Source organism: Kitasatospora terrestris (assembly GCF_039542905.1).
In the GTDB taxonomy this organism is placed as follows: domain Bacteria; phylum Actinomycetota; class Actinomycetes; order Streptomycetales; family Streptomycetaceae; genus Kitasatospora; species Kitasatospora terrestris.
The window spans coordinates 3,979,420-3,998,500 of the sequence record NZ_BAABIS010000001.1 but is presented as its reverse complement, the minus strand read 5'-3'; the positions used below and the strand labels follow the sequence as shown (position 1 = coordinate 3,998,500).

Sequence of the window (19,081 nt, the reverse complement as noted above, 5' to 3'; positions counted from 1 at the left end):
TTCCTCCGATCGGGGCGGGCGGACGCGGGCTGACCTCGGGTCAGCTCCGGCCGGGGCTCTGGACGAACTCGATGAGGTGGCCCTCGATGTCGCGCACGAAGGCGACCGAGAGGGCGAGCGGGGCGATGTCGACCGGTCCGACGGCGACGGGCACGCCGAGGCCGGCGAGCTCGGCGAGGACGGCGTCCAGGTCGTCGACGTAGAAGGCCAGGTGGCTGGGGCCCTGGACGAATCCGTGCTCGGGCGGGTCGGCCCGGTGCAGGGCGGCGGAGCCGTCCCGCTCGGCGAGTTCGAGGCGCAGCGGGCCGGCGGCGAGGAAGGCGACCCGCTCGCCGCGCTCGGGGATGTCGAGCCGGCTGACGGTCTCGAAGCCGAACACCCGCCGGTACCAGTGCGCGGCGCGGTCGAGGTCGGCCACCACCAGGCAGCTCGACATCCCGGTGACGTGCCGGGAGACCTGGTCCCGGACGTTTTCCCGCGTCAACTCCCGCGCCTCTTCCCGGGTCAACTCGGTGGTCATGGATCCTCCGTGGGTGGTCCGATGGCGTGCTCGGCAGCGTAGGCGATTGACTGTGCGATTGACAATATTTGACTCTAGGAGTTTTCTGAAGGGGCGTGGGTTTCCGCGCTCCCCGACCTCGTCCTGTCCAGAGACCTGAGGAGCCAGAACCGTCATGACAACCATCGACCGCGTATCGACCGCGGACCCGGGAGAGCTGTCCGACAGCAGGAAGCGGCTGGCGCTGCTGATCCTGTGCGGGGCGGTCTTCCTCGACGCGCTCGACATCTCCCTGCTGGGCGTCTCGCTGCCCAGCATCAAGACCGGCCTGGGCCTGTCCGACGGCTCGCTGCAGTGGCTCGTCTCGGGCTACACCGTGGGTTACGGCGGGTTCCTCCTGCTCGGCGGCCGGGTCGCCGACATCTGGGGCCGTCGCCGCACCTTCATGGCCGCGACCGTCGTCTTCATCGTCGCCAGCCTGCTCGGCGGCATCCTCACCGCGGGCGGCCTGCTGATCGCCACCCGCGTGCTCAAGGGCATCGCGGCCGGCTTCACCGCCCCCGCCGCGATGTCGCTGATCACCACCACCTTCCGGGAGGGCGACGAGCGCAACCGCGCGCTCGGCGTCTTCGCGATGACCGGCGCCGGCGGCTACAGCTTCGGCCTGGTCCTCTCCGGCGTGCTGACCGAGATCGACTGGCGGCTGGTGTTCTTCGCGCCGGGCGTCATCGCGATCGCGGTGCTGCTGGCCAGCCCGCTGATCAAGGCGGACGGCCCGCGGACCGGCGGCTCGAAGATCGACGCCGCGGGCGCGCTGACCGTGACCCTCGGCGTCATGCTGCTGGTCTACGGCCTGGTCCAGGCCCCGGCCTGGGGCTGGGCGTCGGCCGGCACCATCGGCACGCTGGCCGGCGCGGTGGCCCTGCTGGTCGCGTTCGTGGCCATCGAGGCGCGCCACCGCTCGCCGCTGGTCCCGCTCTCGCTGTTCCGCTCCCGCTCGCTGAGCACCGCCAACCTGGTGAGCGTGGTGTGGGCCGGCTCCACCATCGGCTGGCAGTTCGTCGCCACCCTGTACCTGCAGGAGACCCTGCACTACTCGGCGCTGACCACGGCCTTCGCCTTCCTGCCGCTCGGCGTGATCATCGTCGCGGTGGCGAAGTTCGCGGCCGGTCCGCTGGTCGGCCGCTGGGGCACCCGCGCGGTGGTCACCATCGGCATGCTGATCCAGGCCACCGGCGTCCTGCTCTACCTGGGCGTGGGCGTGGGCAGCGGGTACACCACCGCGATCCTGCCGGGCATCATCCTGCACGGCATCGGCAACGGCCTGGTCTACCCGACCGTCAACATCGCCGGCGTCAGCGGCGTGGCGGACGAGCGCCAGGGCGTCGCGGCCGGTCTGATCACCGCCTCGTACCAGGTCGGCGCCGGTGTCGGCGTGGCCGTGCTGGCCGCGGTGCTGACCGCGACCGGTGGCGCCGACGCGGGTGTCGCGCACTTCCGCTGGGCCTTCCTGGTGGCCGGCCTGTTCTCGGTCGCCGGTCTGCTGGTCGGCTTCTTCGGCCTGCGTCCGACGGCGGCCGCCGCGGTGGCCGCCCCCGCCGAGCGGGCGGCCTCCCGCCCGCTGAGCGAGGCCGCGGCCGAGCGCTGAACCGCCCGGTTCCCCGGTGCCCGCCGGACCTCTTCTCCCTCGGTCCGGCGGGCGCCTCCGGAAAGCGCATTTGACTCGCTGTTTGACAAACAGTCATAGACTTGGATTAATAAATGTCGGAAGCCCTGGACGTCGCCCGCGAGTTCATCGCGGCGGCCAATCGGGGAGACGTGTCCGAGCTGCTCGCCGCCCTCGCCCCCGAGGCCAGGGTGGAGATGGCCGGCGCCGTCTACGAGGGCCGCGAGTCGGCGGTGCACCGTTTCTTCGTCCCCTGGGTGGTGGAGGTGGCGGGGCGGTACCGGGAGACCGGGGCGCCCGCCGAGGACCGCCCGGGCGAGGTGGCCGTCGGCTACCGGTTCGCGACACCCCGAGGCCTGCGTGAGGACCTTGTGTACACCTATCGGGTGAATATGGGTCATATCACCGAGATCGTCGGCCGGTTCGCCTGAGCCGCGCCGGCGCCGAACCTGAAGGAGCACCAGTGGAGAACCCGGTAGCGGTCGTCGGCGGAGCGGGTCGGATCGGCCGCCTGGTGGTGGCCGGACTGCTCGAACGCGGCGAGGAGGTGCGGGTGCTGAGCCGCCGTCCGCGCGGCGTCCAGTCCGGCGCCGAGCCCCACCAGGCGGACGTGCGGGACCGCCAGTCGCTGTCCCTCCCGCTGGCCGGCCTCTCGGCCGTGGTGATCAGCGTCGAGCCGGGCACCGCCAACAGCGGCCCGGACAGCCCCGAGGCCACCATGTACCAGGGCGTGCTCAACGTCCTGGACGCGGCCACCGCCGGCGGCGAGAAGCCGCACGTCGTGCTGGTCAGCCAGATCTACGTGACCCGCAAGAACCACCCGATCAACCGGACCGGCCGGATGCTCGACATGCGCCTGGCCGGCGAGGACGCGATCCGCCGCTCCGGCCTGCCCTACACCGTGGTCCGGCCCAGCTGGCTGACCGGCGGCCGCGGCGGCACCGGCGTGCGCCTGGAGCAGGGCGACACCGGCGACGGCGAGATCACCCGCCAGGACGTCGCGGACGCCGTGGTGCAGTCGCTCTACAGCCCGGCCGCCCGCTCGCTGACCTTCGAGATGTACAACACGTCCGGCGGCGTCCGAGCCGACTGGGACGACCTGTTCAGCACGCTGACCCCCGATTCTCACTGAGTCCGGAGCAGTCCCTCTGATCCCGGATCCCGTCCGATAGGAGCCCGCCCGCAATGGACAGCAACCGCACCCACGAGGTCGTGGCCGGCTGGTTCGACGCCCTCAGCCGCGGCGACATGGAGACCGTCATAGGCACCCTGGCCGAGGACATCGACTTCGAGCTGCCGCAGGACCGCTACAACCAGGTCATCCCCTACCTGGGCCGGCACCTCGGCCGGGAGGCCGTCCAGGCGGCGTTCGGCGTCCGGGCCGAGACCACCGAGGTGCTCGACTACGGCGTCCGCGACCTGCGGGCCGAGGGCGACACCGCGTTCGCCGTGGTCTACACCCGGGCCGCGCAGACCCGCACCCGGCAGGAGTTCGAGATCGAGGACGCGCACCGCTTCGTCGTCGGAGACTCCGGCAAGATCACCCACTGGAAGGTCTACTTCGACCCCAACGGCGAGGTGGCGGCCTTCACCGCCGACCGCCAGGAGCGCCTGCTCGCCGCCGTGCACGCCGGCGACGCCGACACCGCCCGCACCCTGATCGAGGTCGAGGGCGCCGACGTCAACCGCCGGGACGCCGACAGCGGCCTCACCCCGCTGCTGATCGCCGCCGGCCGCGGCGACGAGACCCTCGTCGCCCTGCTGCTGGAGGCCGGCGCCGACCCGCACACCGCCGACTCCCGGGCCGGCGCCACCGCGCTGCACAAGGCCTGCCAGAGCGGCAGCGTCGCGGTCGCCCGCCTGCTGGTCGAGGCCGGCGCCTTCGTCGACGCGGTCGCGCCCACCACGGGCCACACCCCGCTGATGGACGCCCTCTGGTTCAAGTACCCGGACCTGGTCGGCTACCTGCTCGACCAGGGCGCCGGCCTGGAGGTCTACACCCACTACGGCTTCTCGCTGCGCCAGCACTTCGAGTACGAGCTCAACGTCAACACCCGCGGCAAGGACCTGCTGCTGCGCGCCGAGCAGCTGCTGGAGGACCGCCGCAAGAGCGACGCCGAGACGGTCGCCTCCCAGCAGCTGATGGCCGCCGTGGTCGCCGACGACGTCGAGCAGGTCCGCTCGCTGCTGGCGGCCGGCGCGGACGTCGAGGCCCGCTTCCCGCGGCTCAACGGCTTCAACGACGGCCACACCCCGCTGCACGTCGCCACCCGCGACGGCCACCAGGAGATCACCCGCCTGCTGCTCGCCGCCGGCGCCGCCGTCAACGCGGTCGAGCCCTGCTTCGGCGCCGTCCCGCTGCACAAGGCCGTCTACAACGGCCACGCCGCGATCACCGCCGACCTGGTGGTGGCGGACGGCATCGACCTGGACTTCCAGGGCGCCACCAACGGCTACACCCCGCTGCACGACGCGCTGTGGCACGGCTGGGAGGACTGCGCCCGGATCCTGATCGACGCGGGCGCCCGCACCGACCTGACCGGTCACGACGGCAAGACCCCGTACGACCTGGCGGTCGAGGTGCTCGGCGCCGACCACGAGCTGGCCGTCCGGCTGGCCCCGGCGGCCTGACGCCCCCGAAGCACCCTGCGGGCCCCGGGGCCGCTCCCGGGGCCCGCAGGCGTGTCGCCCCACCACTGCCACCGACAGGGAGAGCACACCGCCATGCGCTACGCAGTCATCGGAACCGGCATCGTCGGCCGGACCCTGGCGGCCAAGCTGGCCTCGCTCGGCCACCGGGTCGCCGTCGGCACCCGGGACGTCGAGCAGACCCTGGCCCGCACCGAGCCGGACGGCTACGGCAACCCGCCGTACGCCCTCTGGGCCGCCGAGCACCCCGAGATCGAGCTGACCGGCTTCGCCGAGGCCGCGGCCGGCGCCGACACGGTGGTCAACGCCTCGCTCGGCTCGGCCAGCATCGGCGCGCTGACCGCCGCCGGCGCGGAGAACCTGGCCGGCAAGGTGCTGATCGACGTCGCCAACCCGCTCGACTTCTCGAACGGGATGCCGCCGACCCTGGACCCGGTCAACACCGACAGCCTCGCCGAGTCCATCCAGCGGGCCTTCCCGGCCGCCCGGGTGGTCAAGACGCTCAACACCATGAACTGCTCGGTGATGGTCGAGCCCGGCCGGCTGGCCGGCCCGCACGAGGTCTTCCTGTGCGGCGACGACGAGGCCGCCAAGAAGGAGACCGCCGAGCTGCTGGCCGCCTTCGGCTGGCCCGCCGGGTCGGTCGTCGACCTCGGCGACCTGACCGCGGCCCGCGGCACCGAGCAGCTGCTGCCGCTCTGGATCCGGGTGTGGGGCGCGCTCGGCACCTGGGACTTCAACTTCCACGTCCAGCGGGCCTGACCGGCCGGATCCCGCAGCGGACCGCATCCCGACGACAACCGCAGAAGCCGACAACCGCCGAAGCCGAGAACAGCCGAACGCGAGGAGCCAGACCGATGACCGACCAGCTGACCCGCCGGGCCGCCCAGGCCGCGGCCGCCATGCTCAGCGTCGCCGTGCTCTGCACCGCCTGCGCGGCCACCACCGACTCCGGCGCCGACCGGCGGCCCGCCGCCGCCGAGATCAGCGCCACCGGCACCACCGACGCCGTGGTGGCCGCCGCCGAGGCGCTGCCCGCGAGCACCGGCACCCCCGGCGCGGGCGACCTCGGGGTGGCGCGCGGCTACACCGACGCCGCCAACCGCGGCGACGTCGCGGGCATCACCGCGGCGTTCGCCCCGAACGCCCACTTCGACCGGGCCGGTTCGCAGTTCACCGGCCGGGACGCGATCGTCAACACCTTCATCCGCCCCGACGTGGTGGACGACAAGGGCCACTACCGGGAGATCTCGGTCACCACCAAGGGCGACCGCACCGTGATCGAGTACGTCTTCACCGCCCGCGGCGGCGGGGTCACCGAGCACTTCACCTACGCCTACCTGATCAAGGACGGTGTGATCGTCGACGTGATCGGCCGCTACGTCTGAGCCGGGCCCGATCGGGCCCGAGCCGGGTGCGACGGGAACGGATTCCACGAGTCGGGCGTCGGATGGTGTGTCCGACGCCCGATTCGTTGGATGATGGCACCGGAGCAATCGGACCCCGGTGACCGTCCGGGCCGGCGGAAGGCGTGACGTTGTACGAGGGCGTGGTTCAGGACCTGATCGACGAACTGGGCAGGCTGCCCGGCGTCGGGCCCAAGAGCGCGCAGCGGATCGCCTTCCACGTGCTGCAGTCCGACCCGGTGGACGTCCGCCGGCTGGCGCACGCGCTGCTGGAGGTCAAGGACCGGGTCCGCTTCTGCGTGGTGTGCGGCAACGTCGCCGAGGCCGAGCGGTGCCGGGTCTGTCTGGACCCGCGCCGCGACCTGGCGGTGATCTGCGTGGTCGAGGAGCCCAAGGACGTGGTGGCCATCGAGCGCACCCGGGAGTTCCGCGGCCGCTACCACGTGCTGGGCGGCGCGATCAGCCCGATCGAGGGCGTCGGCCCGGACGACCTGCGGATCCGCGAGCTGATGACCCGGCTCGCCGACGGCACCGTCACCGAGCTGATCCTGGCCACCGACCCCAATCTGGAGGGGGAGGCCACCGCCACCTACCTGGCCCGGCTGTGCAAGCCGATGGGCCTCAAGGTCACCCGGCTGGCGAGCGGCCTGCCCGTCGGCGGGGACTTGGAGTACGCCGACGAGGTCACCCTCGGCCGGGCCTTCGAAGGGAGACGACTGCTCGATGTCTGAACGTAGCCACACCCTCACCCACAACGACGAGCCCGACGACTTCGCGGTCCAGATCGCCGACTCGGTGGAGAGCTTCGTGCTCGCCGTCACCGAGGTCGCCAAGGGCGACGAGCCGGGCAGCGCCATCTCGCTGCTGCTGCTCGAGGTCTCCCAGCTGCTGCTGGCCGGCGGCCGGCTCGGTGCGATCGAGGACGTCCTGCCGGAGGACCGCTTCGAGCCCGACGCGGGCCCCGAGCCGGACGGCGTGGAGCTGCGGGACCGGCTGGCCGAGCTGCTCGCCCCGATCGACGTCTACCACGAGGTCTTCGACCCGTACGGGCCGTCGGAGATGCCGAACGCCTTCCGGATCTCCGACGACCTCGCGGGGGTGGTCAGCGAGCTGCGGCACGGCCTGACCCACTACCGGGAGGGCCGGATCAGCGAGGCGCTGTGGTGGTGGCAGTTCTCGTACCTGTCCAACTGGGGCACGACCTGCTCGGCGGTGCTGCGGGCGCTGCAGTCGCTGGTCGCGCACGTCCGGCTGGACAGCCCGCTCGGCGCCGCGCCCGACGGTGCGGACACCGACAACGACGGGCTGAGCGACGAGGAGCTGGAGAAGCAGGCGGGCGACCTGATGGCCGCCGAACTCGGGCTGTGACGGGTCTCCGACGGGCGCTGTGACGCAACCGTCAGAAATTTCCGGGCGCGCGAAATCCGGGGAGCAGGCGGTCGGCTCCCCGGCAAATCTCCTGGGCGGCCGGGCCGGGTCCGCAGACCTGCCCGTCCGGGGTGACCACGGTTCGATATGGCCGTCTCAGTATGCGGAATGCCCCGGTTCGGCGTGACCGCGTCGTTAGACTGGCCGCGACCAGACCACCCCAAGTCGAGGAGCCCCCGTGGGCCTTGTCGTGCAGAAGTACGGCGGCTCATCCGTTGCGGATGCCGAGGGCATCAAGCGCGTCGCCCGTCGAATCGTGGACACCAGGAAGGCCGGCCATGAGGTCGTCGTCGTGGTCTCCGCGATGGGCGACACGACGGACGAGCTCATCGAACTCGCGGAGCAGGTGACCCCTATTCCGTCCGGCCGTGAGTTCGACATGCTGCTGACCGCCGGAGAGCGCATCTCCATGGCGCTGCTGGCCATGGCGATCAAAACGCTGGGCTTCGACGCCCAGTCCTTCACGGGCAGCCAGGCCGGTGTGATCACCGACTCGACGCACAACAAGGCGCGCATCATCGACGTGACGCCGGGCCGCATCCGCAACGCCCTCGACGAGGGCAACGTCGCGATCGTGGCCGGCTTCCAGGGCGTCTCCCAGGTCTCCAAGGACATCACCACGCTCGGCCGCGGCGGCTCCGACACCACCGCCGTCGCGCTGGCCGCGGCGCTCGGCGCCGAGGTCTGCGAGATCTACACCGACGTCGACGGCGTCTTCACCGCCGACCCGCGCGTGGTCAAGAAGGCGCGCAAGATCGACTGGATCGCGTTCGAGGACATGCTGGAGCTGGCCTCCTCCGGCTCCAAGGTGCTGCTGGACCGCTGCGTGGAGTACGCGCGGCGCTACAACATCCCGATTCACGTACGCTCGTCCTTCTCCGGTCTCCCGGGGACGATCGTCAGCAACGACAACCCGAACAAGCCCGAAGGGGGCGAGATGGAGCAGGCCATCATCTCCGGAGTCGCCCACGACACGTCCGAGGCCAAGATCACGGTCGTCGGCGTGCCGGACAAGCCGGGCGAGGCGGCCCGCATCTTCCGCGCCATCGCGGACGCCGAGGTCAACATCGACATGGTGGTGCAGAACGTCTCCGCCACCTCCACCGGCCTCACCGACATCACCTTCACCCTGCCGAAGACCGAGGGCCAGAAGGCCATCGACGCGCTCGGCCGGGTCAAGGAGGGCATCGGCTACGAGTCGCTGCGCTACGACGACGCGATCGGCAAGATCTCCCTGGTCGGCGCTGGCATGCGGTCCAACCCGGGTGTCACCGCGACCTTCTTCGAGGCGCTCTCCGAGGCCGGCGTCAACATCGAGCTGATCTCCACCTCGGAGATCCGCATCTCGGTGGTCACCCGCGCCGAGGACGTCCCGGAGGCCGTCCGCGCCGTGCACACCGCGTTCGGCCTGGACAGCGACACCGACGAGGCCGTCGTCTACGGGGGCACCGGCCGCTGACCGGCGGTCGCCGACCCCCGCCGTCGGCCGGGATCGTAGCCGTTCCCCCAGCGGGCGGTGAGACAGTCTGTCAGAATCCCCTTCCGGAGCGTCCGAGCTCTGGAGGGGGATTCGCCTTTGGTGGAGAATGCCCCCCGGGTCAGGGCAACCAGGACAGGGGATCGAGTGTCCAACAGGCGTGGCGAACATGATGGGGGCGGCGGTGGCGGTGGCCATCCCGCTCGGGGCGGCCCGACGGCCGGTCGATAGTCGGATGGGCCTTGCTGCGGCGGCAGCGGACGCGACCGGGGCCAGCGTCGATCAGCTCACCGAGACCTACCAGGCGCACTACCGTTCCCTGCTGCGACTGGCGGCCCTGCTCCTCGACGACCTCTCCTCCTGCGAGGACGTCGTCCAGGAAGCCTTCATCCGGGTGCACGCCGCCCGGCGACGGGTCCGCGACCCGGAGAAGACCCTGGCCTACCTGCGGCAGACCGTGGTCAACCTCTCCCGGTCCACGCTGCGGCGACGGATCCTCGGCCTGCGGCTGCTGCCCAAGCCCATGCCTGACATGGCCAGTGCAGAGGAAGGGGCCTACGATGCGCTGGAGCGCGATCAGCTGAGGACCGCGCTACGGGGGTTGCAACGCCGTCAGCGGGAGGTGCTCGTGCTGCGCTACTACGCGGATCTGACCGAGGCTCAGGTCGCCGAGGTGCTCGGCATCTCCATCGGCTCGGTGAAGGCGTACGGCTCGCGCGGACTCACGGCACTGCGCACGCTGATGGAGAGCGGCAGCGATGACTGACCGCTCCGCGGGCCCCGGCCCGGGCGGCCCGGGAGCACCGGGCGGCCCGGGTGGTCCGGGGCGCCCGGCCGGATCCGGCCCGGGCGGGTCCGGCTCCGGCGGGGGCGGGATGACGGAACGTGAACTCCGCGCCCGGCTGCGCCTCGCCGTCGACGACCTCGAACCCGACGCCGCCGCCCTGCCCCGGCTCCGGGTCGCCGTACCGCGCCGCCGTGCCCGCCGCCGCAACGCCTGGACCGGCGCCGCCGCCGTTACCCTCACCGCCGCCGTCGCCCTGCCCGCCCTGCACGGCGTCGACCCGCTCTTCGACCTCTCCGGCGGTGCCACGGCCGGTGCCGCCGGCGCCCCCGGCAGCGCCCGCCCCACCCACCCGCCGACCGGATCCGTCACCAGATCCGCCCCCGCCCAGCCACCCGCCGCCGCCGACCCCTCCAGCGCCGCTCCCACCGCCAGCGGCAGCGCCGGCCCGAGCGGCACACCGACGCCCGGCGCGACCGGCGCCGTCCCCGCCTGCCTCCCCGCCGCCCTCGGCAAGGCCGACGCCCGGATCGACCCCGCCGACGCCGCCGGCCGGGTCTACGGCTGGTTCCACGTCGCCAACACCTCCGCGCAGAGCTGCCGGATCGACCGGGCCGGCACCGTCGACGCAGTCGCCGCCCCCGGCGCCGGCGGCGGCACCGTCCGGGTCCTCGCCCACGCGGCCGGCGACCCGGCCGACGGGCTGCCCGATCCGGCGAGCCTGCCGCGCGAGGTCGTGCTCGCGCCGGGCGCCGCGTACGTCGTCCGGTTCGGCTGGGTTCCCGGCCGGGCCTGCGACACCGCCACCGCCGCCCCCAGCGCCGCCGGCCAGTCCGTCGCCCAGGCCGACACCAGCGCGGCCGCCGTCGCCCCTGCGGGCAGCGCCGCCCCCGGGTCCAGCCCCGGCCCCTCCACCGACCCGACGGCCGCCCCCACCGCCACCACCGCCGGGCCCGACAACACCCTGACGCTCTCCTACGCCCTCGCCACCGGCACCCCCGCCCTCGCCACCGCTCAGCTCAAGGGCGCCTGCGACGGCACCGTCTACCAGTCCGCCCCCGAACCCGCCCCCACTCCCACCCCGGCCCCACCCACCCCCACCCCGAGCTGACCCCACGCCCCGACAGGGCCACGGTCCGGGACGGCACCGCTTCGGGCGGAGCCACGGTCCGGGACGGCACCGCCTCCGGCGGGGTGCTCCGCGGGATCGCCTTCGGCGGGACGCTCCGCGGGAGAACGACCGCCTCCGGCGGGGTGCTCCGCGGGATCGCCTCCGGCGGGGTGCTCCGCGGGATCGCCTCCGGCGGGACGCTCCGGGAGAACGATCGCCTCCGGCGGGGTGCTCCGCGGGATCGCCTTCGGCGGGACGCTCCACGGGAGAACGACCGCCTCCGGCGGGACGGTGGTCCGCGGGATCGCCTCCGGCGGCCGCTCCGGGAGAACGATCGCCTTCGGTGGGGTGCTCCGCGGGATCGCCTTCGGCGGGACGCTCCACGGGAGAACGACCGCCTCCGGCGGGACGGTGGTCCGCTCGGGGGTCGCGTTCGTTCCGCCGCGGTCCCGGCCGGCGGCCGTGGGGGGCCTCCGGCTGGGACGGGAGTGCGCGGGAGATGCCCTCGGGTGGTGGTGTCGTGCCCCGGTGGGCGGGGGCGGTGTCGGGGGTGGTTACCGTGGTGGTGTGTACCGGTTTCTCCTGACCCCGCGGTGGCTCGGCGGCACTGTTGTCGCGTTGGCGGCGATCGTGGTCTGCCTGTTGCTCGGTTCCTGGCAGCTGGGGCGGTTCGAGGACCGGGTCGACTCGCACAAGGACACGTCCAGGGCGGCGGCCTCCGCGTCGACCGCTGCGGCGCAGCCGCTGTCGCAGGTGCTGGAGGGTCCGGCCGCCAGGGTCGGTACGGACACGGTCGGGCGGACGGTCACCGCGACCGGCCGGTTCGACGCCTCGCACCAGTTGCTGGTCCCCGACCGCACGGTCGACGGCCGCCAGGGCTTCTACGTGCTGACCCCGCTGACCACGTCCGACGGCCGGGCGGTCGCGGTGGTGCGGGGCTGGGCGCCGGGTGCCGCGGCGGGCGCGGCGGTGCCGGCCGTCCCGGACGGCGAGGTGACGGTGGTGGGCCGGCTGCAGGCGCCGGAGAACAGCGGCAGTGGCGGTGCGGTGGCGGGCGGTCTGCCGTCCGGCCAGCTGGGCACGATCAGCCCGGCGACGCTGGTGAACGTGATGCCGTACGCCGTGTACGACGGCTGGGTGGCCGCGGACGCGGCGCCGGCCGGTCTGACGGCGGTGCCGACGGTGCAGCCGCAGGGCGGGGACGGTCTGAGCCTGCGGGCGTTCCAGAACCTGGGCTACACCTTGGAGTGGTTCGTCTTCGCCGGGTTCGTGGTGTTCATGTGGTGGCGGCTGGTGCGCCGTGAGGCGGAGGCCGTCGAGGACCGCGAGCTGGGCCTGGAGCCCGCCGCGTAGCAACCGGCCGCCGCCGGCGGCCGGGCTACCGCGTGGGCGTCGCCGGCGGGAAGGTCCAGGAGGGCTTCGGCGAGGGTGCGGCGCAGTCGTCGCCGTCCCCGTCCCCGTGCGAGTGGTGGTGGACGGTGGTGCGCGAGCTCTTGGAGCCGCGGCTGCCGGAGCTGCTCCTGCCGCCCTTGCTGCTCTTGGCGAGCAGTTGGGCGGAGGCGTCCGCCGGGATGAAGGCGTCGACGGAGGTGACGGGGCCGGCCGCGTCGCCGCAGCCGTCCTCGTCCTGGTCGGAGCAGCCGCTCGTGGTGAGCAGCAGGGCCGCCACCGCGAGGGTGGCGGCCGTGGTCCGGGCGTTCACCGCTTGACCCCCGTGGGGTTGCCGGGCACCGGTGTGCGGTTGCCGCAGTTGTCGGAGCCGCCGGTCCGGGTGGTGCGGGAGGTGCTGCTGGAGCCGGATCCGGAGCTCTTGGACCCCTTGGAGGTGCGTGAGCCCTTGCTGCTGCCGCTACTGCTGCTGCTCTTCCCGCCACCACCGCCGCCACCGCCGTGACCGCCGCCGCCCTTGGCGAGCAGCTGGGCGGAGACGGCCGAGGCGGCCGAGGCCGACGAGCAGTCGTCGCGGTCGGAGCACGCGGTGGTCCCGAAGATCAGCACCGCGGCCAGCGCGCCGGCCGACGCGACGCGTCCGATCACTGGCCGTCTCCCTCCCCGAGGTGCCGCCGGACGAAGTCGATCTCCAGGCGGAGCTGCTTGATCCGCTCGTCGACGACCAGCGAACCGTGTCCGGCATCGTAGCGGTAGACCTCGTGGGTCTTGCCGAGGGCCTCCAGCCTTTCGACGTAGTTCTCGATCTGCCGGATCGGGCAGCGGGGGTCGTTGACGCCGGCGCTGATGTACACCGGGGCGCTGACCTGCTCGACGTAGGTGAGGGGGGAGGAGGCGCGCCAGCGCTCGGGGACCTCCTCCGGGGTGCCGCCGAAGAGCGTGCGGTCCAGCGACTTGAGCGCCTCCATCTCGTCCGCGTACGCCGTGAGGTAGTCGGCGACCGGGACGGCGGCGAGGCCGAGCGTCCAGTGGTCGGGCTGGGTGCCGAGGCCGAGCAGGGTCAGGTAGCCGCCCCAGGAGCCGCCGGAGAGCACCAGCCGGGACGGGTCGGCGAGGCCGGACTCCACCGCCCAGGCGCGGACCGCGGCGATGTCCTCCAGCTCGATCAGGCCGACCCGCTCGCGCAGCGCGTCGGTCCACGCCTGTCCGTAGCCGGTGGAGCCCCGGTAGTTGACCCGGACGACGGCGAAGCCGTGGTCGAGCCAGGCGGCCGGGCCGGCCGCGAAGGAGTCGCTGTCGTGGTACGTCGGCCCGCCGTGGATCTCGAACACGGTCGGGTACGGGCCCTCGCCGGCCGGGCGCTGGACCAGGGCGTGCACCCGGCCGCCCGGTCCGTCGACCCAGACGTCCTCGATCGGCACCGAGCGCGGCGGGACCGGCCCGGGGGCCCGCAGCACCACCTCGCCGGAGGTGGAGCGGACGGCGGACGGCTCCGCCGCCGAGGACCACAGGAACTCGACCGTGCCGTCCGGCCGCGCGGTGGCGCCGGAGACGGTGCCGCGCGGGGTGTCCAGGCGGGTCAGCTCGCCGCCCGCGAGGTCGTACGAGAACAGCTCGCTGCGCGCCTCGTACTCGTGCTCGATCAGCAGCGCGCGGGCGTCCGGCCGCCACTGCGCGGACAGGTCGCCGGGGAACTCGCGGCCCTGCTCGTCGCGCAGCTTCAGCTCGGTCTCGGTGCCGGCGGCGACGTCCCAGATCATCGGCTCCCAGCGGCCGCGGCGCTGGTGCGCGACCAGCAGCCGGGGGTCGCCGTCGGCCGGGGCGAAGCCGAGGCAGGCCACGCCGCGGGCCTCCTGCTCCTGGCGGCCGGTCACCTCGTCCAGCTCGGCGACGGTCGAGCCGTCGGCGGTGCGCACCACCCGGATCGCGGAGTGCATGGCGTCGCCGTGCTCGGTGTGGTCGATGGCCAGCAGCGCGCCGTCCTGGGAGAGGTCGCCGACGCCCCCGTACTCGGCGTGGTGGTAGATCACCTCCGTCGTCTCGGCGCCGGGGCGCCGCAGGTGGAGGGTGGTGCCCTCGTCGTCGGTGGAGGTGCCGACCACCACGGTGCCGTCCCGGCCGAGGGCCAGCCCCGCGGAGTACGCGGCCGGCACGCCGGGGACGGCCTCCTCGTCGGCGCCGCCCGCGAACGGCTGCCGGCGCCAGACGCCGAACTCGTCGCCGTCGGTGTCGTCGAACCACCAGATCCACGCGCCGTCGGGGCTCAGCTCGGCGTCGGTGGTGCCGTTCGGACGGTCGGTGACCCGGCGGTGGGTGCCCGCCGTGCGGTCCCACGCGTACACCTCGTAGGTGCCGGTCGCGTTCGACACGTACAGCGCGCGGTCCGGGGCGTCGTCCGCCCACTCGGGCAGCGAGACCCGCGCTGCCCGGAACCGCTGCTCCCACGCCGGTACGGCGCTCGTCGTCTGCTCGCTCATGGCCACCATCCAACCCGATCCGGCGCGCCGACAGGCAGCGGACGGCGACAGGGGTTATCAACGAAAGCGGTACGAATATGGACAAATAGCAATGGAGTTCCGTTGTCCGACACCCTGCGCGCCCCGCACGCCCCGCTGCTGGACCTCGTCGACGGCTCCGGCCTCGCCGAGGAGATCGAGGCGTACCTGGCCACCCTCCCCGCCCCCGCCCGCCCCTCCCGCCCCTACGTCAGCCCGCTCGGCTCCACCCTCCAGCCCTGGAACGCCGGCTACCCGCTGCCCCGCCGCACCCTCCTCGACCGGGTCGTCCGCCGCCCGGCCCGCCCCGCGGACGTCACCGTCGCCGGCCACCTCACCCTCACCTCCCGCTACCTCACCGCGCACGGCTGGCTCCAGGGAGCCATGTGGGACGCCGCCGGCCGGGTCTGCCTGCTCGGCGCCCAGGCCGCCGTCCTCGCCCACGGCTACGGCACCCCGTACACCGTCCGCCGCGCCCGCGCCCAGGTCATGGAGGTCCTCCACGCCACCGGCCGGCCCGTCGACTCCCCGGACGCCTACAACGACCACCCCACCACCACCCGGGCCGACGTCCACCAGCTCCTCGCGCACGCCGCCACCCGCGCCCTCCATCTCGGCATCTGACGGCCCGCCGACCCGGCCTCCAGCCGCCTGCCGCCCCGGCCTTCAGCCGCCTGCCGCCCCGGTGTCCGTCGCCGGACGACCGCCCCGGCCCGACCCCCCGATCCTGCGCCCGGCCCGCGAGCTCTGCCCGGGCCGGGCGCAGCCCAGCGACCCGGAGCCCCGCGCCGCCCGCCGCCCGCCGCCCGTCACCCGGGTGGGCGTAGCCCCGCCTCCCGCCCCGCCGCGGACGGCCGTCCCCTCGCGTCCCTGATTCGGGATATCCTCCCGGATGTGAGAGAACCGGAACCGTCCCCCGAAGACCTGCGCCTCGCCGCCCGCCTCGCCGGGCTCCGCGCCGAGCACGCCTGGTCGCTCGACGACCTCGCCGCCCGCAGCGGCGTCAGCCGCTCCACCCTCTCCCGCCTCGAACGCGCGGAGATCAGCCCCACCGCCGCCCAGCTCGGCCGCCTCTGCTCCGCGTACGGCCGCACCATGTCCCGCCTGCTCGCCGAGGTCGAGGCCGAGCCCCCGCAACTGCTCCGCGCCGCCGACCAGCCGGTCTGGCAGGACACCGCGTCCGGCTTCGTCCGCCGCTCCGTCTCCCCGCCGCACGCCGGCCTGCGCGGCGAGCTGATCGAGGGCACGCTGCGTCCCGCCGCCGCCATCGACTACGACGCCCCGCCCGTTCCCGGGCTCGAACAGCACCTGTGGGTCCTGGACGGCACGCTCGAGATCACCGTCCGCGGCGAGTCCCACCTCCTCGCCGCCGGCGACTGCCTGCGCTTCCGGCTCTGGGGGCCGTCCCGCTTCCACTGCCCCGGCCCGGACCCCGTCCGCTACGTCATCGCCGTGGTCCTGCCGTGAACACCGCCACCGACCGCGTGAACACCGCCACCGACCGGGGGACACCCGCCGTGACCGAGATCGTCCGCCTCACCGCCACCGACCTGACGGCCTGCCGGGACGGGCTCGGCGAGCTGCTCCTCGACGCCGTCGCCGACGGTGCGTCGATCGGCTTCCTGGCCGCCCTCGACCACGCCGACGCGGCCGCCTGGTGGCTCCGGTACGAGACGGCACTGGCCGACGGGAGCCGCCTGACCTGGGTCGCCCGCGATCCCGGCGGCCGGATCCTCGGCACCGTCAGCCTCGTCCTCGGCGACAAGGACAACGGCCGCCACCGCGCCGAGGTGGTGAAGCTGATGGTCCACCGCGACGCCCGCGGCCGGGGCCTCGCCCGTCGGCTCCTCGACACCGCCGAACACGCCGCGGCCGCCGCCTCCGCCACCCTCCTGCTGCTCGACACCCGCACCGGCAGCCCCGCCGAGCGGCTCTACCACTCGGCCGGCTGGACCCGGTACGGCCTCGTCCCCGGCTACGCCGCCGACCCGGACGGCACCCTGGCGTCCTGCAGTTTCTTCTACAAGTCCGTCGGCTGACTGTCCCAGGTCGCCGGGATGATCCGCGGCGGAGGGGGAAGGGGTCGGCCATGGACTCCTCCGCCTCCTCGGCACCGATCTCGCTCGTCACCGGCGCCAACCGCGGCATCGGCCGCGAGACCGTCCGGCAGCTCGCCGAACTCGGCCACACCGTGCTGCTCTGCGCCCGCGACCCGCAGGCCGCCAAGAACGCCGCCGCCGACCTGACCCGCGGTTCCCGCCTGCGCGGCACCGTCCTGCCCCGCGCGCTCGACGTCACGGACGCCGCCGGCGTCCACGAGCTCGCCCGCTCCGTCGACGCCGAGTTCGGCCGCCTCGACGTCCTGGTCAACAACGCCGCGATCAACTACGACACCGGCCGCCGCGCCGTCTCCGTCGACCTCGACGAGGTCCGCCGCACCATGGAGACCAACCTGTACGGCGCCTGGCAGGTCGCCCAGGCGTTCATCCCCCTGCTCCGCCGGTCGGACCACCCCCGGATCGTCAACGTCTCCAGCGAGGGCGGCTCCCTCGCCTCCATGGGCGGCGGCACCCCCTCCTACAGCCTCACCAAGGCCGCCCTCAACGCCCTCACCCGCACCCTCGCCGGCGAACTCCGTTCCGACGGCGTCCTGGTCAACGCCGTCTGCCCCGGCTGGGTCGCCACCGACATGGGCGGAGGCGGCGGCGCCCCCGTCTCCACGGGCGCCGCCAGCGTCCTGTGGGCCGTCACCATCCCCGACTCCGGCCCCACCGGCGGCTTCTTCCGCCACGGCCGCCCGCTGGCCTGGTGACCCTCCCTCAGCGGAGCAGCCCGGCATGGTCGGCGGCCCGGGAACGCGGTGAGCGGGCCGGTGCGCCGGTGACGTCCTCGACGGCGGTGCCGGCCCGCTCCGGATCGGCGATCCGCGCGGCGAGGTGATCGAGTGCGCCGTCCACGATCGCGGACGGCCGGCCGCTGTCGAGCATCCGCCGGCGGGCGTCCTCCCGGGGGAGCTCCTCCCACCGGGCCGGCCGGCCCGTCGCCTCCCCGACGATCCGCACCTGCTCGGCCGGCCCCGCCGGCCTACCTCACCTGGTGGCGGATGACCACTGCCGCCCGCCTCCTGCGCACCACCGACCATCCCTTGCGCGCCGTCGCCGCCCACGTCGGCTACGCCTCGAGTACGCCTTCGCCCACGCCTTCAAACGCGACCACGGCCTGCCCCCGGGCCGCTACCGCCGGGAGGCGTAGCCCGGTCCGTCCGCCCGCGCCGCATTCCCGCCGCAAGCGATTTTCTGCGGCCGTCCACGGAGAGGGCACCAGCCCGGGCCGCATTCCTCCCATGGTCGTAAAACGAGAGGATCTCCGGCGCGAATTGCCCGGTCAGCCGCGCGGGGAGGGGCCCGTGCCACGCTGACTTCCCGGCATCGCCGAAGGTCAGAGGTGCAGTGGTGAAACGGGTGCGGAGAATTCGCCCGTTTCGGTTCGGCCCCTGGTACAGTCGGTGGTAGTTGCAGTTGTGGTTCCCATGAGCTTGAGCTTGGTGTGCGCCTGCTGGTTCCGACGCAGGCGCATTTTTCTGCCCGGACCGTTTGCCCGTGGGTTCCGAACCTCCCCATTCGAAGGATATTTTTTATGGCTAACGGCACCGTGAAGTGGTTCAACTCGGAGAAGGGCTTCGGCTTCATCGAGCAGGAGGGCGGCGGTCCCGACGTGTTCGCCCACTACTCGAACATCCAGGCCAACGGCTTCCGTGAGCTGCTCGAGGGCCAGAAGGTCGAGTTCGACGTCACGCAGGGCCAGAAGGGCCCGCAGGCGGAGAACATTCGCCCGCTCTAGTACGTCCCGCTGCCAGGCACCGCCGAGCAGCCCGGGCCCGCACCGTGCACCCGCACGGTGCGGGCCCTTCGGCTTTCTCCCCACCGGCTCCGGCACGGCACCCGAAACGCAGTCAGGGCCGGTGACTCTTGCGAGTCACCGGCCCTGAGCTGGTGTTACGAAGTCGGGGTAGCGGGATTTGAACCCACGGCCTCTTCGTCCCGAACGAAGCGCGCTACCAAGCTGCGCTATACCCCGGTCCTGCTTCGTTGCCTTCCGTCTCCGGCGCAACGAGTAGAACTCTACAGGAGGTGCGGCGAGAGACGAAATCCGATTCCCGGCGGGGCGTCGTCGCTGG

General features: G+C 73.5%; 22 protein-coding genes, 1 tRNA gene and 1 pseudogene. 18 read left to right on the top strand and 6 right to left on the bottom strand.

All coding sequences use genetic code 11. The features are described from left to right. Positions 1-40 precede the first annotated feature (40 nt). On the bottom strand, positions 41-520 hold the full coding sequence (locus tag ABEB06_RS18365) for a VOC family protein (protein WP_345697950.1): 480 nt from the start codon (positions 518-520) through the stop codon (positions 41-43). Positions 521-674: 154 nt separating this feature from the next. On the opposite strand from ABEB06_RS18365, the gene ABEB06_RS18360 reads away from it, so the two are divergent. The 12 genes from ABEB06_RS18360 (at position 675) to ABEB06_RS18305 (ending at position 12,373) form a co-directional block, all read left to right on the top strand. Continuing rightward, positions 675-2,147 carry an MFS transporter gene (locus ABEB06_RS18360; RefSeq protein ID WP_345697949.1) on the top strand — a complete coding sequence of 491 codons (1,473 nt, stop codon included), beginning with the start codon at positions 675-677 and terminating at the stop codon, positions 2,145-2,147. Positions 2,148-2,260: 113 nt separating this feature from the next. Beyond that, positions 2,261-2,596 carry a nuclear transport factor 2 family protein gene (locus tag ABEB06_RS18355; protein WP_345697948.1) on the top strand — a complete coding sequence of 112 codons (336 nt, stop codon included), beginning with the start codon at positions 2,261-2,263 and terminating at the stop codon, positions 2,594-2,596. 32 nt (positions 2,597-2,628) lie between these two features. Continuing rightward, entirely contained in the window at positions 2,629-3,297 is a 669-nt protein-coding gene (locus ABEB06_RS18350; protein ID WP_345697947.1) for an NAD(P)H-binding protein, read from the top strand. Positions 3,298-3,350: 53 nt separating this feature from the next. Beyond that, positions 3,351-4,796, top strand: coding sequence for an ankyrin repeat domain-containing protein (locus ABEB06_RS18345; protein WP_345697946.1), 1,446 nt, complete (start codon positions 3,351-3,353; stop codon positions 4,794-4,796). 93 nt (positions 4,797-4,889) lie between these two features. After that, on the top strand, positions 4,890-5,576 hold the full coding sequence (locus ABEB06_RS18340; protein WP_345697945.1) for an NADPH-dependent F420 reductase: 687 nt from the start codon (positions 4,890-4,892) through the stop codon (positions 5,574-5,576). Positions 5,577-5,671: 95 nt separating this feature from the next. Beyond that, positions 5,672-6,202 carry a nuclear transport factor 2 family protein gene (locus ABEB06_RS18335; protein ID WP_345697944.1) on the top strand — a complete coding sequence of 177 codons (531 nt, stop codon included), beginning with the start codon at positions 5,672-5,674 and terminating at the stop codon, positions 6,200-6,202. A gap of 149 nt (positions 6,203-6,351) precedes the next feature. After that, on the top strand, positions 6,352-6,951 hold the full coding sequence (gene recR / locus ABEB06_RS18330; protein ID WP_345701893.1) for a recombination mediator RecR: 600 nt from the start codon (positions 6,352-6,354) through the stop codon (positions 6,949-6,951). Beyond that, entirely contained in the window at positions 6,944-7,588 is a 645-nt protein-coding gene (locus ABEB06_RS18325; RefSeq protein WP_345697943.1) for a DUF5063 domain-containing protein, read from the top strand. Before recR ends, ABEB06_RS18325 begins: the two co-directional genes overlap by 8 nt. Positions 7,589-7,826: 238 nt before the next feature. Continuing rightward, positions 7,827-9,107 carry an aspartate kinase gene (locus ABEB06_RS18320; RefSeq protein ID WP_345697942.1) on the top strand — a complete coding sequence of 427 codons (1,281 nt, stop codon included), beginning with the start codon at positions 7,827-7,829 and terminating at the stop codon, positions 9,105-9,107. Positions 9,108-9,360: 253 nt separating this feature from the next. Continuing rightward, positions 9,361-9,891, top strand: a complete 531-nt coding sequence (locus ABEB06_RS18315) for a SigE family RNA polymerase sigma factor (protein WP_345701892.1) — start codon at positions 9,361-9,363, stop codon at positions 9,889-9,891. Positions 9,892-10,000: 109 nt separating this feature from the next. Next, complete coding sequence (locus ABEB06_RS18310; RefSeq protein WP_345697941.1) at positions 10,001-11,020, top strand: hypothetical protein; 1,020 nt, start codon at positions 10,001-10,003, stop codon at positions 11,018-11,020. Between the two features lie 567 nt (positions 11,021-11,587). Beyond that, on the top strand, positions 11,588-12,373 hold the full coding sequence (locus tag ABEB06_RS18305) for an SURF1 family protein (protein WP_345697940.1): 786 nt from the start codon (positions 11,588-11,590) through the stop codon (positions 12,371-12,373). A gap of 25 nt (positions 12,374-12,398) precedes the next feature. Here the strand turns inward: ABEB06_RS18305 and ABEB06_RS18300 are convergent, their stop codons facing one another. Genes ABEB06_RS18300 through ABEB06_RS18290 form a run of 3 tightly spaced genes read right to left on the bottom strand, consistent with a single transcriptional unit; the run spans position 12,399 to position 14,886 of the window. Next, a complete protein-coding gene (locus tag ABEB06_RS18300) occupies positions 12,399-12,722 on the bottom strand; it encodes a hypothetical protein (protein WP_345697939.1) in 324 nt (107 codons plus the stop codon). Next, positions 12,719-13,057: a hypothetical protein gene (locus ABEB06_RS18295; RefSeq protein WP_345697938.1), complete on the bottom strand. Its 339-nt coding sequence runs from the start codon at positions 13,055-13,057 to the stop codon at positions 12,719-12,721. Before ABEB06_RS18295 ends, ABEB06_RS18300 begins: the two co-directional genes overlap by 4 nt. Next, positions 13,054-14,886 (bottom strand): prolyl oligopeptidase family serine peptidase, encoded by a 1,833-nt coding sequence (locus ABEB06_RS18290; protein ID WP_345697937.1) that lies wholly within the window; start codon positions 14,884-14,886, stop codon positions 13,054-13,056. Before ABEB06_RS18290 ends, ABEB06_RS18295 begins: the two co-directional genes overlap by 4 nt. Positions 14,887-14,988: 102 nt before the next feature. Here ABEB06_RS18290 and ABEB06_RS18285 point away from each other — a divergent pair, with 102 nt between their 5' ends. The 4 genes from ABEB06_RS18285 (at position 14,989) to ABEB06_RS18270 (ending at position 17,716) form a co-directional block, all read left to right on the top strand. Continuing rightward, positions 14,989-15,528, top strand: coding sequence for a DUF6197 family protein (locus tag ABEB06_RS18285; RefSeq protein WP_345697936.1), 540 nt, complete (start codon positions 14,989-14,991; stop codon positions 15,526-15,528). 270 nt (positions 15,529-15,798) lie between these two features. Further along, positions 15,799-16,371: a helix-turn-helix domain-containing protein gene (locus ABEB06_RS18280; RefSeq protein WP_345697935.1), complete on the top strand. Its 573-nt coding sequence runs from the start codon at positions 15,799-15,801 to the stop codon at positions 16,369-16,371. 50 nt (positions 16,372-16,421) lie between these two features. Further along, positions 16,422-16,943 (top strand): GNAT family N-acetyltransferase, encoded by a 522-nt coding sequence (locus tag ABEB06_RS18275; protein ID WP_425559782.1) that lies wholly within the window; start codon positions 16,422-16,424, stop codon positions 16,941-16,943. A 50-nt stretch (positions 16,944-16,993) separates the two neighbouring features. Then, a complete protein-coding gene (locus ABEB06_RS18270; RefSeq protein ID WP_345697934.1) occupies positions 16,994-17,716 on the top strand; it encodes an SDR family NAD(P)-dependent oxidoreductase in 723 nt (240 codons plus the stop codon). A 7-nt stretch (positions 17,717-17,723) separates the two neighbouring features. Here ABEB06_RS18270 and ABEB06_RS18265 read toward each other — a convergent pair whose 3' ends face one another. Further along, the gene (locus ABEB06_RS18265) at positions 17,724-17,966 is read right to left on the bottom strand and encodes a hypothetical protein (RefSeq protein ID WP_345702123.1); all 243 of its coding nucleotides are present in this window, start codon (positions 17,964-17,966) and stop codon (positions 17,724-17,726) included. Between the two features lie 14 nt (positions 17,967-17,980). On the opposite strand from ABEB06_RS18265, the pseudogene ABEB06_RS18260 reads away from it, so the two are divergent. After that, positions 17,981-18,156: pseudogene (locus ABEB06_RS18260) on the top strand (helix-turn-helix domain-containing protein); the annotation flags it as partial. A 384-nt stretch (positions 18,157-18,540) separates the two neighbouring features. Beyond that, complete coding sequence (locus ABEB06_RS18255) at positions 18,541-18,744, top strand: cold-shock protein (protein WP_345697933.1); 204 nt, start codon at positions 18,541-18,543, stop codon at positions 18,742-18,744. A gap of 163 nt (positions 18,745-18,907) precedes the next feature. Here the strand turns inward: ABEB06_RS18255 and ABEB06_RS18250 are convergent. Next, positions 18,908-18,981 (bottom strand) — tRNA-Pro (locus tag ABEB06_RS18250). Positions 18,982-19,081 lie beyond the last annotated feature (100 nt).